At 66.2% G+C, this 16,103-nt stretch carries 13 protein-coding genes; 2 read left to right on the plus strand and 11 right to left on the minus strand.

Annotated elements, in window-relative coordinates:
* Nucleotides 1-64: 64 nt before the first annotated feature.
* From guaB to ndk, 11 genes are all read right to left on the minus strand, one after another.
* A complete protein-coding gene (gene guaB, locus POS15_RS08875; protein WP_046273777.1) occupies nt 65-1,522 on the minus strand; it encodes an IMP dehydrogenase in 1,458 nt (485 codons plus the stop codon).
* 232 nt (nt 1,523-1,754) lie between these two features.
* On the minus strand, nt 1,755-2,636 hold the full coding sequence (gene folD, locus POS15_RS08880) for a bifunctional methylenetetrahydrofolate dehydrogenase/methenyltetrahydrofolate cyclohydrolase FolD (RefSeq protein ID WP_019183081.1): 882 nt from the start codon (nt 2,634-2,636) through the stop codon (nt 1,755-1,757).
* 79 nt (nt 2,637-2,715) lie between these two features.
* Entirely contained in the window at nt 2,716-4,542 is a 1,827-nt protein-coding gene (locus POS15_RS08885; RefSeq protein WP_284129515.1) for a monovalent cation:proton antiporter-2 (CPA2) family protein, read from the minus strand.
* A 264-nt stretch (nt 4,543-4,806) separates the two neighbouring features.
* On the minus strand, nt 4,807-5,955 hold the full coding sequence (gene moeB, locus POS15_RS08890; protein ID WP_284129517.1) for a molybdopterin-synthase adenylyltransferase MoeB: 1,149 nt from the start codon (nt 5,953-5,955) through the stop codon (nt 4,807-4,809).
* 74 nt (nt 5,956-6,029) lie between these two features.
* Nucleotides 6,030-7,421, minus strand: coding sequence for a ribosome biogenesis GTPase Der (gene der, locus POS15_RS08895; RefSeq protein ID WP_019183084.1), 1,392 nt, complete (start codon nt 7,419-7,421; stop codon nt 6,030-6,032).
* Nucleotides 7,422-7,433: 12 nt separating this feature from the next.
* Nucleotides 7,434-8,642 carry an outer membrane protein assembly factor BamB gene (gene bamB / locus POS15_RS08900; RefSeq protein WP_019183085.1) on the minus strand — a complete coding sequence of 403 codons (1,209 nt, stop codon included), beginning with the start codon at nt 8,640-8,642 and terminating at the stop codon, nt 7,434-7,436.
* On the minus strand, nt 8,642-9,280 hold the full coding sequence (locus POS15_RS08905; protein WP_019183086.1) for a tetratricopeptide repeat protein: 639 nt from the start codon (nt 9,278-9,280) through the stop codon (nt 8,642-8,644). The genes bamB and POS15_RS08905 overlap by 1 nt, the downstream gene beginning before the upstream one ends.
* A 59-nt stretch (nt 9,281-9,339) precedes the next feature.
* On the minus strand, nt 9,340-10,203 hold the full coding sequence (locus tag POS15_RS08910; protein WP_019183087.1) for a RodZ domain-containing protein: 864 nt from the start codon (nt 10,201-10,203) through the stop codon (nt 9,340-9,342).
* Between the two features lie 6 nt (nt 10,204-10,209).
* Nucleotides 10,210-11,010: a type IV pilus biogenesis/stability protein PilW gene (gene pilW / locus POS15_RS08915; protein WP_070427200.1), complete on the minus strand. Its 801-nt coding sequence runs from the start codon at nt 11,008-11,010 to the stop codon at nt 10,210-10,212.
* Complete coding sequence (gene rlmN, locus POS15_RS08920) at nt 10,997-12,145, minus strand: 23S rRNA (adenine(2503)-C(2))-methyltransferase RlmN (protein ID WP_172838060.1); 1,149 nt, start codon at nt 12,143-12,145, stop codon at nt 10,997-10,999. The genes pilW and rlmN overlap by 14 nt, the downstream gene beginning before the upstream one ends.
* A gap of 67 nt (nt 12,146-12,212) precedes the next feature.
* The gene (gene ndk / locus POS15_RS08925) at nt 12,213-12,638 is read right to left on the minus strand and encodes a nucleoside-diphosphate kinase (RefSeq protein WP_008265389.1); all 426 of its coding nucleotides are present in this window, start codon (nt 12,636-12,638) and stop codon (nt 12,213-12,215) included.
* Between the two features lie 321 nt (nt 12,639-12,959).
* Between ndk and POS15_RS08930 the strand changes: the two genes are divergently transcribed.
* On the plus strand, nt 12,960-13,622 hold the full coding sequence (locus POS15_RS08930; RefSeq protein ID WP_019183090.1) for a TetR family transcriptional regulator: 663 nt from the start codon (nt 12,960-12,962) through the stop codon (nt 13,620-13,622).
* Between the two features lie 43 nt (nt 13,623-13,665).
* Entirely contained in the window at nt 13,666-16,038 is a 2,373-nt protein-coding gene (locus POS15_RS08935; protein ID WP_284129523.1) for a 3-hydroxyacyl-CoA dehydrogenase/enoyl-CoA hydratase family protein, read from the plus strand.
* Nucleotides 16,039-16,103: the final 65 nt, after the last annotated feature.

Consider the following 16,103-nt stretch of genomic DNA (forward strand, 5'->3'; position numbering starts at 1 on the left):
CCGGCGGCCGATAGAGAAAGAGGAACGGGAATCAGCTTCCTCGTTCCTCTTTGCTCATGCCGCATCAGGCGCGGTAGTTCGGCGGCTCTTTGGTGATCTGCACGTCGTGGACGTGGCTCTCACGTTGGCCGGCGCCGCTGATCTTGACGAACTTCGGCTTGGTGCGCATGTCATCGACGGTGCCGCAGCCCACGTAGCCCATGGTGGCGCGCAGGCCGCCCATCAGCTGGTGGATGATGCCGCCGACCGGGCCGCGATACGGCACGCGGCCTTCGATGCCTTCGGGCACCAGCTTGTCGGCGCTGGAGGCGTCCTGGAAGTAGCGGTCCTTGGACCCCTTCTCCATCGCGGCCAGCGAGCCCATGCCGCGGTAGCTCTTGTAGGAGCGGCCCTGGAACAGCTCGGTCTCGCCGGGCGATTCCTCGGTACCGGCCAGCAGGCCACCGATCATGATGGTGGAGGCACCGGCGGCCAGCGCCTTGCCGATATCACCGGAGTAGCGGATGCCACCGTCGGCGATCAGAGGGATGCGATCCTGCAGCGCCTCGGCGACCAGGTCGATCGCGGTGATCTGCGGCACGCCGACACCAGCGACCACGCGCGTGGTGCAGATCGAGCCCGGGCCGATGCCGACCTTGACCGCGTCCGCGCCGCTGTCCAGCAGCGCCAGTGCGGCTTCACCGGTGCAGATGTTGCCCCCGACGACCTGCACCTGCGGGAAGTGCTTCTTGACCCAGCTGACGCGGTCCAGCACGCCCTGCGAATGGCCGTGCGCGGTGTCCACCACCAGCACGTCCACCCCGGCGGCGACCAGCGCCTCGACCCGGCGGTCGGTATCACCGCCGACGCCGACGGCCGCGCCGACCAGCAGGCGGGTGGCGGTGTCTTTAGCGGCGTTGGGGTAATCGGTGTTCTTCTGGATGTCTTTGACGGTGATCAGACCGCGCAGGGCGAAATCATCGTTGACGACCAGGATCTTCTCGATGCGGTTGCGGTGCAGCAGCTGCAGCACTTCATCGGAGGCCGCGCCTTCCTTGACCGTGATCAGCCGATCCTTCTTGGTCATGATGTGGCGGACCGGATCGTCCAGCTCGGTCTCGAAGCGCATGTCACGGTGAGTGACGATGCCGACCAGCTGGCCGCCGCCGTCCACCACCGGCACGCCGGAGATGTTGCGCGCCTGGGTCAGGGCCAGCACGTCGCGGATGGTGGTCTCCGGGCCGACGGTGATCGGGTCGCGGATGACGCCGGCCTCGAACTTCTTGACCTTGGCGACTTCGGCAGCCTGCTGCTCGACGCTCAGATTCTTGTGGATGATGCCCATGCCGCCGAGCTGGGCCATGGCGATGGCCAGGCGGGCTTCGGTGACGGTATCCATGGCAGCCGAGAGGATCGGAAGCTTCAGCCGCAGGTCGCGCGTCAGGCGCGTTTCCAGACTGACATCCTTGGGCAGGATGATGGAATGAGCGGGGACGAGGGAGACGTCGTCGTAGGTGAGAGCTTCAGCCTGGATGCGCAGCATCGGCATACCCGAGATGTGGGGAAGCGCGACATTTTACCCTGATTCGGGCGTCTTTGGCAGGGGTCAGATGCGACGCTGTGTCGCGCCGACGGTCGGGGGGTAGAGCCGACCGTTGGTCGGCTGCCTTTGGATCGATCTGCCACCGCGCCAAGAGCAGCCGACCAACGGTCGGCTCTACCAGGGGCAGCAGGTCAGGACCGGAGGGCGGCGGGTGCCGGTCGGCACAGGCCGCTCAGAACGCTTCTGCCGCCTCGATCGTGTTCTGCATCAGGGTCGCCACGGTCATCGGCCCCACCCCGCCCGGGACCGGGGTGATCCAGCTGGCGCGCTGGGCGGCGGCCTCGAAGCCGACATCGCCGACCAGACGGCCGTCATCCAGGCGGTTGATGCCCACGTCGATCACCACGGCGCCCGGCTTGACCCACTCACCCGGGACGATGCCCGGGCGGCCCACCGCGACCACCAGGATGTCGGCGTTGCGCACCGACTGCTCCAGCACGTCCTTGGGGGTGAACTTGTGGCAGCTGGTGACGGTGCAGCCGGCAATCAGCAGCTCCAGCCCCATCGGGCGGCCGACGTGGTTGCTGACGCCGACGATGGTGGCGTTGCGGCCACGCACCGGCTGGTCGGTATGGCCAAGCAGGGTCACGATGCCGCGCGGCGTGCATGGGCGCAGGCCGAACTCACGCAGGGCCAGATGGCCGACGTTTTCCGGATGGAAGCCGTCCACGTCCTTGCGCGGGTCGATCCGGTGGATCAGGCGGTTGGCGTCCGGGATGCCCGGCAGCGGCAGCTGGACCAGGATGCCGTGGATCTTGGGATCGGCGTTGAGCTGGTCGATCAGGGTCAACAGTTCGGCCTCGGTGGTGCCGGCCGGCAGGTCGTAATCGAAGGCTTCGATGCCCACTTTCTCGGCCGCACGGCGCTTGTTGCGCACGTACACGGTCGAGGCCGGGTCGCCACCCACCAGCACCACGGCCAGGCCCGGACGGCTGCCACCGGCAGCCAGGCGGGCATCGACCCGGACCTTGAGGCTGTCCAGCAGGTCTTCGGCGATGCGGCGGCCATCGAGAATGCGGGCGGAAGAGACGGTGTCGGGGGTCGGTGAGCTCATCGAGGGCGGCAGGCGTGGGGGCGACGGTCGGCTATTGTCCCTGATTCGGCCCGCCCCGCCCACCGGTAGTGCCGGCGCCTTATTCTTCTTCGGGCACCTGGTCGGCGTTGAGCGTGCGCGCCTTGCGCTTGGGCGCGGTGAACGGCGTCGGCGTCGGCACGCCGGGCAGCGCAGTGCCGAACACCATGTGCGCGCCCGCGCGAAGGTCGCCGCCCGCCATCTCCAGCTCGAAGCGTTCGGCATCCCGCTCGCGGATCTGCTCGGCGATCTCGCGCGCATCATCCGGATCGGCACCCAGCTCCATCAGCGCGGCTTGGCCGAACTGCAGGGCCGATTCAAAGGTCTCGCGGATCTGGAAGTCCACGCCGGCATGGATCAGGCGCAGCGAATGTTCGCGATCGAACGAGCGCACCAGCAGCTTGGCCTGGGGGAACTCGTGGGTGACCAGTTCGACGATGCGATCGGCATCCTGGTCGTTGTTGACGCACACCGCGATCGCACGCGCTGTCCCTGCGCCAGACGCATGCAGCACATCCAGGCGGGTGCCGTCGCCGTAGTAGATCTTGAACCCGAAACGCTCGGCGTTGTGGATCATGTCCACGTCGTTGTCGATGATGGTGACATCCACATCGCGCGCCAGCAGCGACTGACTCGCCACCTGGCCGAAACGACCGAAGCCGATCAGCAGCACGCTGCCGGACAGGCCGTCGGCTTCTTCGACGCCGTCGAGCGAGACTTCGCGATCCGGCATCAGCTTGTCGTGCAGCAGCACGAACAGCGGCGTCAGCGCCATCGAGAGCACGACGATCGCGGTGAGGTTGGCGTTGACCTGCACGTCAATCACGCCGGCCACCGCCGCGGCGGAGAACAGCACGAACGCGAACTCACCGCCCTGCGCCATCACCACGCCGCGATCCAGCGCCTGACGATGATCACTGCCGAGGATGCGCGCGACCACGTAGATGCAGACCGCCTTGGCCAGCATCAGCGCGAACACACCGGAGACGATCAGCGGCCAGTTGTTGGCGACCACGGTGAGGTCCAGCGCCATGCCGACGCTGAGGAAGAACAGGCCGAGCAGGATGCCGCGGAACGGCTCGATATCCGCTTCGATCTGGTGGCGGAAGGTGGATTCGCTGAGCAGCACGCCCGCGAGGAACGCGCCCATCGCCATCGACAAGCCACCCAGCTGCATCAGCAGCGCGGCGCCGAGCACGACCAGCAGCGCAGCCGCTGTCATCACTTCGCGCGCCTTGGCGGCAGCAAGGATGCGGAACAGCGGATTGAGCAGGAAGCGGCCGACCAGCACCAGGCCGACGATCGCACCGGCGGCGATACCCACGGTGACCCAGCGCGAGCTCTCGCCCGCATCGCTGTGCACCGGCGCCATGAACGCGACCACGGCCAGCAGAGGCACGATCAGCAGGTCTTCGAACAGCAGGATCGAGACGATCTTCTGGCCGGTCGGCAGCGCGATGTCACCGCGCTCGGCCAGCAACTGCATCACCACCGCGGTGGAGGTCAGCACGAAACCGGCCGCGCCGATGAAGGCCACCGGCAACGGGAAACCGAGCAGCATGCACACGCCGGTCAGCACCGTGCCGCAGACCACGATCTGCAGTGTGCCCAGCCCGAAGATCTCGTTGCGCAGGCTCCACAGATGCGAGGGCCGCATCTCCAGGCCGATCACGAACAGGAACATCACCACGTCGAGCTCGGCGGTATGCAGGATGGCCTGCGGATCGGAGAACCACCCGAACCCGAACGGGCCGATGGCCAGCCCGGCGGCGAAATAGCCCAGCACCGAGCCCAGCCCAAGCCGGCGGAACAACGGCACCATGACCACGGCCGCCCCCAGCAGCGCCACTACTTTCACCAGTTCACTGGCACCTGCTTCCACCGCCATGCGGTTGCTTCCCCGGACTACACAAGATGGGTCAACGATAGGGCAAAGCGTTGAAGGGCAATAGCGCGGATGATGCGTTTAATCGTACTGAATTCAGAACGATATCGAACCTGGATGCCAGATCGTCCCGAAATCGCGGCCTAACCCAGCGGTAAGCCGCGCCATGCGTGGCTGCGCTGACCTAGCGGCCCCTCGCCAACGGCATCCACGCAGGGCGTGGATCTACGTGGACCCTGGCGAACCGCAGCCACGCATGGCGTGGATCTACGCGGCCCCTCCGCCGCTGCAGAAGGCGGCGTAATCGATGTACCCGGGGAACGCGCGCCCGGGCGCGCACAACGGGCAACCCGGGTCGGGCCGCAGCCGCGTCTCGCGGAAGCGCATGCCCAGCGCGTCAAAGGTGAGCAGGCGCCCGATCAGCGGCTCGCCGATGCCGAGCAGCAGCTTGAGCACTTCGGTGGCCTGCAGCAGACCGACCATGCCCGGCAACACGCCGAGCACGCCCGCCTCTGAGCAGTTGGGCGCAAACTCCGGCGGCGGCGGCTCGGGGAACAGGCAGCGGTAGCACGGCGCGATCCCACGCTGGCGGCCGGCGTCGAACACGCTGACCTGCCCGGTGAAGCGCTCCACCGCGCCATACACCAGCGGGATGCGGTGCTGGAGGCAGGCATCATTGAGCAGGTAGCGCAGCGGGAAATTGTCCGAACCATCCAGGACCACGTCGACACCCTCCAGCAGCGCATCGATGTCGTCCGAGGTGACCCGCGCCTGCACGGCCTCCACGTCCAGCGAGGGATTGAGCGCGAGCAGGCGTGCGCGCGCCGAGAGCACCTTGGGCTCGCCGACGCTGGCATCGGTGTGGATGATCTGCCGATGCAGATTGCTGCGGTCCACCACGTCGTCATCGGCGATGCGCAGGTGCCCTACCCCGGCCGCGGCCAGGTAGAAGCTCGCCGGTGCACCCAGGCCGCCCGCGCCGAGCACCAGCACGCGCGAAGCGAGCAGCGTCTTCTGGCCTTCGATACCGACCTGCGGCAACAGCAGATGACGCGAGTAACGCTCGTTGAAGTCGCGTTCGGCATCGCTCTGCATCGGCTGCACCAACGGCAACCCATCGGCACGCCATGCGGTCGTGCCGCCGTGGACGGAGGCGACATTCGTGTAGCCCAGGTTCGACAGGAAAACCGCAGCCTCCATCGAACGCCTGCCGCTCTGACAGATCAGGACGACCTCGCGGTCGGCTGCCGGCAGGTGGGCGTCTGGCTCGGCCTGGAGATCGCCCTTGGCGATGCCGAGCGCGCCTTCGGCCATGCCGGTGGCGCGTTCGTGCGCCTCGCGGATGTCGATCAGCAGCGCGCCATGGGCGAGGCGTTCACGGGCCTGGGCCGGGGTGAGTTCGGGGATCGTGCTCATGCGGAGGATTATCGCGCACGGGCGCTCCGGCCGCCCAAATGAGAAGAGCCGGCTTGCGCCGGCTCTTTTCTGCATCACTTGCCCTTGACGTGCTTGATCAAGCGCCGCTTGCGCTTGAGCTGCCGTTCGGTGAGCACGTTCTTCTTGCCTTCGTACGGGTTCACACCCTCGCGGAAGATGAACTGCACGGGCGTGCCGACCAGCTTGAAGCGCTTGCGGAAGAAGTTCTCCAGATAGCGCTTGTACGACTCCGGCAGGTCTTTCAGACGGGTGCCGTGGACGATGAAGGTCGGCGGGTTGGAACCGCCCGGATGCACGTAGCGCAGCTTGGACACGTGACCACGGATCGCCGGCGGCGGGTTGGTCTCGTAGGCCGTTTCCAGCGCCTTGTTGACTTCGCTGGTGCTGAATTCGTGCGTCGCCGAGGCGTGCGCAGCATGGATGCAGCGGAACAGCTCACGCAGCCCCGAGCCGTGCTTGGCCGAGATGCGCACCACTTCCGCCCACGGCACGAAGCCGAGCTTGCGCGACACCAGGGCTTCAGCCTGCTCGCGCTGGTAATCGGTCAGGCCATCCCACTTGTTGATCGCCACCACCAACGCACGGCCGGCATCAAGCACCGCGCCGAGCACGCTGGCGTCCTGATCGGTCACGCCTTCGGAGGCATCCAGCATCAGCACCGCAACCTGGCACTGCTCGATGGCCTGCAGGGTCTTGATGACGCTGAACTTCTCGACCACCTCCTCGACACGCGCCTTGCGACGCAGGCCGGCGGTGTCGATCAGGCGGTACTCACGCCCGTCGCGCTCCATGTCCACCGCGATCGAATCACGGGTGGTACCGGGCACTTCGGAGGCGATCATGCGCTCCTCGCCGAGCAGACGATTGACCAGCGTCGACTTGCCCACGTTGGGGCGGCCGACGAAGGCGATGCGAATGCGGTTCGGATCGGTGTCCAGGGTCTCGGTGGTGCCCTCTTCCGGCAACCGTTCCACGACCTCGTCCAGCAGATCATCCAGGCCCTGACGGTGCGCGGCCGAGACGGTCAGCATTTCGCCGAAGCCGTAACGGGCAAATTCCGAACGCACGGTGTCTTCGTTCATGCCGTCGATCTTATTGATCAGCAGCAGGGTCGGACGGGCCAGCTTGCGCAGCCAGGACAGGATCTCGTCGTCCATCGGGCCCTCACGGGCATCGACCACGAACAGGATCAGGTCCGCCTCGGCGGCGGCAGCGCGGGCCTGGCGGGCGGTAGCGCCGGCCAGACCTTCTTCTTCACCGGCGATACCGCCGGTATCGACCACCAGGAACGGGTGGTCTTCATCAAGACGACAAACACCGTAATTACGGTCCCGGGTCACGCCGGGCTGGTCATGGACCAGCGCGTCGCGCGTACGGGTAAACGCATTGAACAGCGTGGACTTGCCGACATTCGGCCGTCCAACCAGGGCGACCAAGGGCAGCATCGCGGTAACTCCTTATTGTGCCAACCGGAACGCGGTCAGCTTTCCATCAACGTTCTGCACCAGCAGAATCCCATCGGCAGCTACCGGCTGGGCCAGGAGGGCGTCGCCGCCACTCTTGGCGCGCGCCGCGAACTCACCGTTATCGGTCCGCAACCAGTGCAGATACCCCTTGTAATCACCGACCACAACGTAATCGCCGTGGATGACCGGACCGGTCAGCGAACGACGGGCCAGGCCCGTCTGCGACCACATGGCCGAACCGCTGGCCTTGTCCAGGCCGAACACGCCGCCCTTGTTGTCGGTGACGAACACATTGCCCGAGGTCAGGGCCACGCCACCGGCGCCGCCATGATCACGTGCCCACAGCGGACGGCCGGTCGGGCCTTCGATCGCCATGGTCTGGTTCTTGAAACTGCTGACGAACAGCGTATTGCCTTCCAGCACCGGGGCGCCGTCGATATCGGCCATGCGCTCCAGCTCGGTACGGCCTTCGCCGGTGCCGACCATCTGGTCCCACAGCGTGCGGCCGTCCTGCATGGCCAGCGCGGCGATGGAGCCGTCGTCGTTGCCGATGAACAGCACGCCCGGGCCGGTGACGACCGGCGCGTTGCCACGCACGGTCAGCGCCGGCAGCTCGCGCGGGTTGAACCAGCGCTGGGTGCCGTTCTCGGCATCCAGACCGGTCACGCGACCGTCGTTGCTGCGCACGAAGACCATGCCCTGGCCCACGGCCGGGGCGGAGATGACTTCACCCGGCACCTTGGCACGCCACTTTTCGGTGCCGTCGGCCGCGTTCAACGCGATGACTTCACCATCCAGGGTGCCGATGACGACCAGGCCGTCACCCACGCCCGGGCCACCGGACAGACGCAGCTTGGGCTGCTTCTTGACCTTGGCCGGTTCGTAGGTCCAGATCTTCTTGCCGGTCTGCAGGTCGATGGCATGCACGCCACCGTAGATGGCGGCCGCGTACACGCGACCATCTGCGACCACCGGGCCCTGACGGACGCCGATGCGCTTCTCACCCTTGCCGACGTTGGCCGTCCAGATCTTGTCGACCTTGGCGGTGGCATCGAACTTCACCAGCTCGGCCGGTTCCAGTGCCTTCTTGGCCGCGGCATCTTTGCCGGCGAACCAGCCCTTCATCGTGCTGCAGCCGGTCAGGGCCATGCCCAACAGGGCAACCGTGGCAACGCGCTTGATCATGACCATCTGATTCATTACACCGACTCCGCAGGATCGGTGACGGTGCCACCGGCATCCGTCAACTTGGTTTCCAGCAGGCGCCGCTGGGGCGCTGCCACGTCCAGCGTCTTGAGCGCCTTCTCATACTGCTCGCGGGCGGCATCACGCTTGCCCTGCGCCATCAGTGCATCGCCATGGATTTCCAGGCTGGCGCTGTCGGTCGCGGTACCGAGCTGCTTGATCGCATCTTCGGTCTTGCCCGTGGCCACCAGCAGGCGCGCAACGCGCTGCTCGATCACCGGCTTGAATTCGGGGTCGGCCTTGATCGCGCGCAGGGTCGCCAGCGCGTCTTCGTTCTTGCCGGCATCGACCTGCGCCTTGGCCAGCTGCAGGGCAGCCAGATCGGCGTAGATGTTGGCCTTGCCGCTCTCCAGGTCCTTCACACCCTTGGCGGCCTGCTCCAGATCCTTTTCTTCCAGGCTCTTGAGGACGATCTGATACTGGACGTTGGCGCCGGCCAGGCTGTTGCTGTGCCGGGTCTGCCACTCTTTCCAGCCCCAGATGCCACCGATCGCGATGGCTACGCCAGCGAGGATGCTGACACCGTTCTTCCGCAGCCAGCCGCGGACGCGTTCACTTTGTTCGTGCTCGTCGAGCAGGTCGTCGATCGCCATGCGTACTCTCGCCCCGCCCATGAGGAGGAGCTATTTGAATTGGATTGGGGAAACGCGGTTCAGTGCGAAACTGGGACCACGGAGCCGTCAGAGGATACCGTAAAGCGTGCCACGTTGGCTCGCTGGTACGGCGAAAGGTCGACGATAGTGCCGGCCTGCTGAACCTCGACCGCCGATGCATTGCCCAGCACCATGCGGGCTACCTGGCCTGGCGCGAAGCTGCGGGTCTCGCCCGACTTGATCAGGGCCTTTTCGACGGTGGTGCCGTCGGGCCCGGAAATATCCACCCAGCTGTCGCCTTTGAACTGCAGGCTCAGCGCACCAGCCGGCGCTGCCGGCGCGGCGGCCGGACGCGGGACCGGGGTCAGCGACGCCAGGTACGGCGCTGCCGGCGCAGACGGCTTGGCCGCTTCGACGGCTGCCGGTGCGGCCGCTTCCGGGGCGTCACCACCGGCCACCGGGACCGCCGCCGGGATCACATCCAGCGACGCAGTGTTCGGGGTGGTGGCGGTGCCATCGAAATGACCCCGGGTGGCGAACCAGACCGGCACGGCCAGCACCGCGGTGATGCCGACATACAGGACGCGACGGCCCAGGCTCTCGGCAATGCGGCGGGCCCGCGGGGTATGGGTATGGCTGACCAGCTGTGGCGGCACGATCGGCCCGATATGGGCCTGCTCGAGGATGTCGTCGATGTCCACCTTCAGCAGGCGGGCATAACTGCGCAGCTGGCCACGGACGAAGACCGGCGCGCCAAGGCGCTGCCACTGCTCTTCTTCAAGGGACTTCACTACCTGGACCGGCATGCGCAGCTGCTGCCCCACGGCCTCCAGGGTCAGTCCGGCCGCTTCCCGGGCCTGGCGAAGACGAGCTCCGCAACCGGCCGCAGTATCAAAAGCGTTCACAGTCTGGTCATCAATCACAATGCTTCAACCCCGGGGATTAGGTGCCGCATCCTGCGGAAATTCGTCATGAATTCGCTGCAGATAGCGACCGGATGCCACGCTGTCGCCAAGCCGCGCCTCGATTTGAGAGGCAAGTTGTAACACGGAACGTGTGGCCGGTGCAGCCGTCAAACGCCGTTGCGAAAAGGCGCGGGCCTCGAAATAACGCCCTTCGGCGTACTCATTGCGGGCCATCGACTCCAGCGCGTAGGCATTGACGGGATCTATCTCAAGCGCCCGCCGGAGGTCCCGAACCGCCCGCGCGGGCTGGCCTGCGTCCAGTGCACAGCCGCCGGCATTGGCCAGGGCGGAGGCCGGGGTGGTATAGCCCGGGGCCTGCAGCGCCCGGTCAAACCAGGCCAGCGACTCGGCCGGCTGGCCATGAGCACATAGCCAGGCGCCATAATTGTTGAGGACGTCGCCGCGTTCGGGTCCCAGCTCGGCCGCCTTGCCGTACAGGCGCCCGGCCTCGGCCTCGTTGCCGCGCTGGGTGGCGATGGCCGCCAGCAGCATGTAGGCCTCGGGGCGGCGCGCATCGATCTTCATCGCGGCCCGCACCCGCTTCTCGGCGGCATCCGGGGCGCCCGCGCGCAGCGATTCGCCAGCCAGGACCATCTGGTCCTGGTAGTTCACCCGCTTGCGGATCTCGGGGTTGTCGCGGGCCTCGTAGGTCGGCGCGACCTCGAGTGGACCGGACGGCGGCTTGATCCCCTGCTGTTTGCCACAGCCGGCCAATGCCAGCGCGAAGAAAACAACGGCTGGCAATCGGCGATCAGGCAGCGGCATCCCGGTTTTTCCCGTCCTGCAGCGTTTTGTTGAACTCGGCCTGGCGGCGCGTCCGGTCCATCACCTGGCCCTTGAGCTGGCCACAGGCGGCATCGATATCGTCGCCACGGGTACGCCGCACCATCGTCAGCACCTGCGAATCGAGCAGGATCTTCTGGAAGGCGCGGATTTCGGTTTCGCCGGAACGCTCGTAACGCGTGCCGGGGAACGGATTGAAGGGGATCAGGTTGACCTTGCCCGAGTTCGAGGCCTGCACGGCGTTGTCGAACTGGCGCATCAACCGCGCCAGCTGGCGGGCGTGCTCGGGCTGGTCATTGATGCCCTTCATAAGGGTGTATTCGAAGGTGACCGATTCGCGGCGCTTGTTGGCGCGCAGGTAGCGTGCGCACGAGGCCATCAGCTCGACGATCGGGTACTTCTTGTTGAGCGGGACCAGGGTCTCGCGCAGTGCATCGTTGGGCGCATGCAGCGACACCGCCAGCGACACGTCGCTCTCGGTGGACAGGCGGTCGATCTGCGGCACCAGGCCGGAGGTGGACAGCGTCACGCGCTTGTTGGCCAGGCCGTAGCCCAGATCGTCGCGCATCACGCTCATGGCGCGCACGACGTTGTCGAAATTCATCAACGGCTCGCCCATGCCCATCATCACCACGTTGGTGAGACGACGCTGCTTGTGCGGGATGTTGCCCAGATGGCGCGCCGCGACCCACACCTGGCCGATGATCTCGGCGGTGGAGAGGTTGCGGTTGAAGCCCTGGGTAGCGGTCGAACAGAACGTGCAGTTCAGCGCGCAGCCGACCTGCGAAGACACGCACAGCGTGCCGCGGTTCTTGTCCGGGATGTAGACGGCCTCGATGGCGTTCTTGCCATCGGTGCCCATCGCCAGCAGCCACTTGTGGGTGCCGTCGGCGGAGGGCTTGTCGAACACGATGTTCGGAACCAGCACCTCGGCATGCTGCTTGAGCTTGGCGCGCAGCGCCTTGCCGAGGTCGGTCATTTCATCGAAATCGGTGACGTAGTGATGGTGGATCCACTTCATCACCTGATGGGCACGGTAGCGCGCTTCGCCGAGTGTCTCGGCGAAGAAGCGCTCCAGACCCTCGCGATCGAGGTCGAGCAGGTTCTGCTTGGCCACAGCCGGGCCCGGAACGAGCACGGATGGGATGGCGGTTGGCTGTACGACCTCGTTCACGGCATCACTCTCAGCGCGAGACGACTTCAGTCGCGGCGAAGAAATAAGCGATTTCGATCGCGGCATTCTCAACCGAGTCCGAGCCGTGGGCGGCATTGGCATCGATGGATTCAGCGAAGTCGGCGCGGATGGTGCCTGCGGCGGCTTCCTTCGGGTTGGTGGCGCCCAGCAGGTCGCGGTGGGCCAGCACGGCGTTCTCGCCTTCCAGCGCCTGGATCATCACCGGGCCGGAGATCATGAACTCGACCAGCGCGTTGAAGAACGGACGCTCGCGGTGCACGGCGTAGAAGCCTTCGGCTTCACGGCGCGACAGCTGCTTGTACTTGGCGGCGACGACCTTCAGGCCGGCCTTTTCGAAGCGGGCGTAGATTTCACCGATGACGTTCTTGGCGACGGCGTCCGGCTTGATGATGGAAAGGGTGCGCTCCAGCGCCATGGGAATACTCCGTTGGGCGGGCCACTTGATCGGCCCGAGGTTAACATGAAAAAAACCCGCGTCAAAACGCGGGCTTAGCCTGATATACGTGCGCCAATTCTAACGTGTCCTCCCCATCTCCGGTAGTGCCACGCCATGCGTGGCAGGCGTGGACCGGACGGGGTAGCGCGCCCCGTTCAGGCAGTTCCGGGGCTTGGCAGCCACGGGCCGGCACGACACAGCGGCAAATGAACGAATGCCCCTTCCTGCTGCGCCGCACAATGCGGACGCGCAGCCACGGGTCTAATATCAAACAATCGTTTGATTGAACTGCCCTGCCCCATGGCCAAACCTGCCCACTTCTCCACCAAGGACCGCATTCTCGGCGCCGCCGAGGAACTGTTCGCCCTGCACGGGTTCGCGGGCACCTCGCTGCGCCAGGTCACCAGCCAGGCCGATGTGAACATCGCCGCGGTCAACTATCACTTCGGGTCCAAGGAGAACCTGGTCAACGAGGTGTTCCGCCGCCGCATGGATGAAATGACCTCGGCCCGGCTGAGCCAGCTGGACAGCGCCCGCCGCGAGCACCCCGGTGAACTGCGCCCGGTGCTGGCCGCCTTCGTGGAGCCGGCCCTGGCCATGGCCCAGGACCGCCAGACCGGCGGCGCCTTCGTGCGCGTCATCGCTCGCGCCTACGCGGAGAAGAACGACAACCTGCGCAAGTTCCTTTCCGACCACTACGGCCACGTCCTGCGCGACTTCGGCAAGGCGATCTCCGCCTGCGTGCCGGAGCTCAGCAAGGAGGAACTGTACTGGCGCCTGGATTTCCTCGCCGGCTCGCTGACCTATGCCATGGCCGACTTCGGCCTGATCAAGCGACCCGCCGGTGTCACCGAAGCGGCGCATCGTGCCCATGCCGCCCAGGAACTGATTCATTTCGCCGAAGCCGGATTCCGCGCCAGCGCGGCCTCGAGCGCTTCGACGTCCTCCCTTTCCACCCCGTAGAGCCGGGCGCTGACCGGCTTCCAGACAACAAAGGCTTATCGACATGTCCAATTCCCTGCTAGTCCGCCGTGCCGCCGTGCTGGGTGCCGGTGTCATGGGCGCCCAGATCGCCGCCCACCTGACCAACGCCGGCGTCGACACGGTGCTGTTCGACCTGCCCGCCAAGGAAGGTCCGGCCGATGGCATCGTGCTCAAGGCGATTGCCAACCTGGGCAAGCTCAGCCCTGCCCCGCTCGCCAGCAAGTCCTACGCCGAGGCGATCACGCCGGCCAACTATGAGACCGGCCTGGAGCAGTTGAAGGACTGCGACCTGATCATCGAAGCCATCGCCGAACGGATGGACTGGAAGCAGGACCTGTACAAGAAGATCGCCCCGTTCGTGGCCGATCACGCGGTGCTGGCCTCCAACACCTCGGGCCTGGGTATCAACAAGCTGGCCGACGTGCTGCCCGAGCAGCTGCGCCACCGCTTCTGCGGCGTGCACTTCTTTAACCCGCCGCGCTACATGCACCTGGCCGAGCTGATCCCGGCCACCACCACCGACGCGGCCGTGCTGGAAGGCCTGGAAGCGTTCCTGGTCACCACCCTGGGCAAGGGCGTGGTGTATGCCAAGGACACCCCGAACTTCATCGGCAACCGCATCGGCGTGTTCTCGATCCTGTCCACCATCCACCACACGCAGGAATTCGGCCTGGGCTTCGATGAAGTGGACGGCCTGACCGGCCCGCTGGTCGGCCGCCCGAAGTCGGCGACCTACCGCACCTCCGACGTGGTCGGCCTGGACACCATGGCGCACGTGATCAAGACCATGGGCGACACCCTGCCCAACGATCCGTGGCATGAATTCTTCAAGTCGCCGAAGTGGCTGGACGCGCTGATCGCCAAGGGCGCGCTCGGCCAGAAGACCGGTGCCGGCATCTTCCGCAAGGTTGGCAAGGACATCGTGGTGCTGGATCTGGAGAAGCAGGACTACCGTCCGGCCGACCGCACCGCCGCACCGGAAGTGGTCGAGATCCTGAAGATCAAGAACCCGGCCGAGAAGTTCGCCAAGCTGCGCGAGAGCCAGCACCCGCAGGCGCAGTTCCTGTGGGCGACCTTCCGCGACCTGTTCCACTACAGCGCCTACCACCTGGCCGACATCGCCGAGACCGCGCGCGACGTCGACCTGGCCATCCGCTGGGGCTACGGCTGGTCGCTGGGCCCGTTCGAAACCTGGCAGGCCGCCGGCTGGAAGCAGGTCGCACAGTGGATCGCCGATGACATCGTCGCCGGCAAGAGCATGAGCAATGCGCCGCTGCCGGATTGGGTGTTCGATGGCCGCGATGGCGTGCACGCCGCCGAGGGCAGCTACAGCCCGTCGCGCAATGCCAAGCTGCCGCGCTCGGCGCTGCCGGTGTACCAGCGCCAGCGCTTCCCGGATCCGCTGCTGGGCGAGAACTTCAGCCCGGGCGAAACCGTGTTTGAAAACGACGGCGTGCGCATGTGGCACGACGGTGACGGCATCGCGGTGGTCAGCTTCAAGACCAAGATGAACACCGTGTCCGACCACGTGCTCAACGGCCTGCAGGAAGCGATCAAGCGCGCCGAGCAGGACTACAAGGGCCTGGTGATCTGGCAGCAGAAGGAACCCTTCTCCGCCGGTGCCGATCTGGCCGGCGCGCTCGGCCTGCTGCAGGCCGGCAAGGTCGACCAGTTCGAAGAGATGGTGCACAACTTCCAGCGCACCAGCCAGGCGATCAAGTATTCGCTGGTGCCGGTGGTGACCGCGGTGCGCGGCCTGGCCCTGGGCGGTGGCTGCGAGTTCCAGATGCACAGCGCCAAGAGCGTGGCCGCGCTGGAAAGCTACATCGGTCTGGTCGAGGCCGGCGTCGGCCTGCTGCCGGCCGGCGGTGGCCTGAAGGAACTGGCCGTGCGCGCCTCGCAGGCGGCCGGTCCGGGCGGTGATGTGTTTGCCGAGCTGAAGAAGACCTTTGAGACCGTCGCGATGGCCAAGGTTTCCAACTCCGCGGTCAACGCCAAGGAACTGGGCCTGATGCGCGCCACCGACAAGGTGGTGTTCAACAGCTTTGAGACGCTGCACATCGCCAAGGCCGAAGTGCTGGCGCTGGCCGAAGGTGGCTACCGTCCGCCGATGCCGGCCCGCCGCATCCAGGTCGCCGGCGACGTGGGCATCGCTACGTTCAAGATGATGCTGGTCAACATGCTGGAAGGCCGCTTCATCAGCCCGTACGACTACGAGATCGCCGTGCGCATCGCCACCGTGCTGTGCGGTGGCGAAGTGGATCGCGGCACGCTGGTGGACGAAGAGTGGCTGCTGACGCTGGAGCGCAAGCACTTCGTCGAACTGGCCCAGCAGGAAAAGACCCAGGCCCGCATCGCGCACATGCTCAAGACCGGCAAGCCGCTGCGTAATTGATGGCGCGCCGGGCGCGACGGCCCCCGTCCGCTCCCGGTCGGTGCCGACCGTTGGTCGGCACACCT

It is taken from the genome of Stenotrophomonas sp. BIO128-Bstrain, from assembly GCF_030128875.1.
GTDB lineage: Bacteria > Pseudomonadota > Gammaproteobacteria > Xanthomonadales > Xanthomonadaceae > Stenotrophomonas > Stenotrophomonas bentonitica_A.

What these genes read in the sequence shown, in the direction of transcription:
- guaB (WP_046273777.1), bottom strand. Translation starts at nt 1,522, where the DNA reads ATGCTGCGCATCCAGGCTGAAGCTCTCACCTACGACGACGTCTCCCTC.
- folD (WP_019183081.1), bottom strand. Translation starts at nt 2,636, where the DNA reads ATGAGCTCACCGACCCCCGACACCGTCTCTTCCGCCCGCATTCTCGAT.
- POS15_RS08885 (WP_284129515.1), bottom strand. Translation starts at nt 4,542, where the DNA reads ATGGCGGTGGAAGCAGGTGCCAGTGAACTGGTGAAAGTAGTGGCGCTG.
- moeB (WP_284129517.1), bottom strand. Translation starts at nt 5,955, where the DNA reads ATGAGCACGATCCCCGAACTCACCCCGGCCCAGGCCCGTGAACGCCTC.
- der (WP_019183084.1), bottom strand. Translation starts at nt 7,421, where the DNA reads ATGCTGCCCTTGGTCGCCCTGGTTGGACGGCCGAATGTCGGCAAGTCC.
- bamB (WP_019183085.1), bottom strand. Translation starts at nt 8,642, where the DNA reads ATGAATCAGATGGTCATGATCAAGCGCGTTGCCACGGTTGCCCTGTTG.
- POS15_RS08905 (WP_019183086.1), bottom strand. Translation starts at nt 9,280, where the DNA reads ATGGCGATCGACGACCTGCTCGACGAGCACGAACAAAGTGAACGCGTC.
- pilW (WP_070427200.1), bottom strand. Translation starts at nt 11,010, where the DNA reads ATGCCGCTGCCTGATCGCCGATTGCCAGCCGTTGTTTTCTTCGCGCTG.
- ndk (WP_008265389.1), bottom strand. Translation starts at nt 12,638, where the DNA reads ATGGCGCTGGAGCGCACCCTTTCCATCATCAAGCCGGACGCCGTCGCC.
- POS15_RS08930 (WP_019183090.1), top strand. Translation starts at nt 12,960, where the DNA reads ATGGCCAAACCTGCCCACTTCTCCACCAAGGACCGCATTCTCGGCGCC.
- POS15_RS08935 (WP_284129523.1), top strand. Translation starts at nt 13,666, where the DNA reads ATGTCCAATTCCCTGCTAGTCCGCCGTGCCGCCGTGCTGGGTGCCGGT.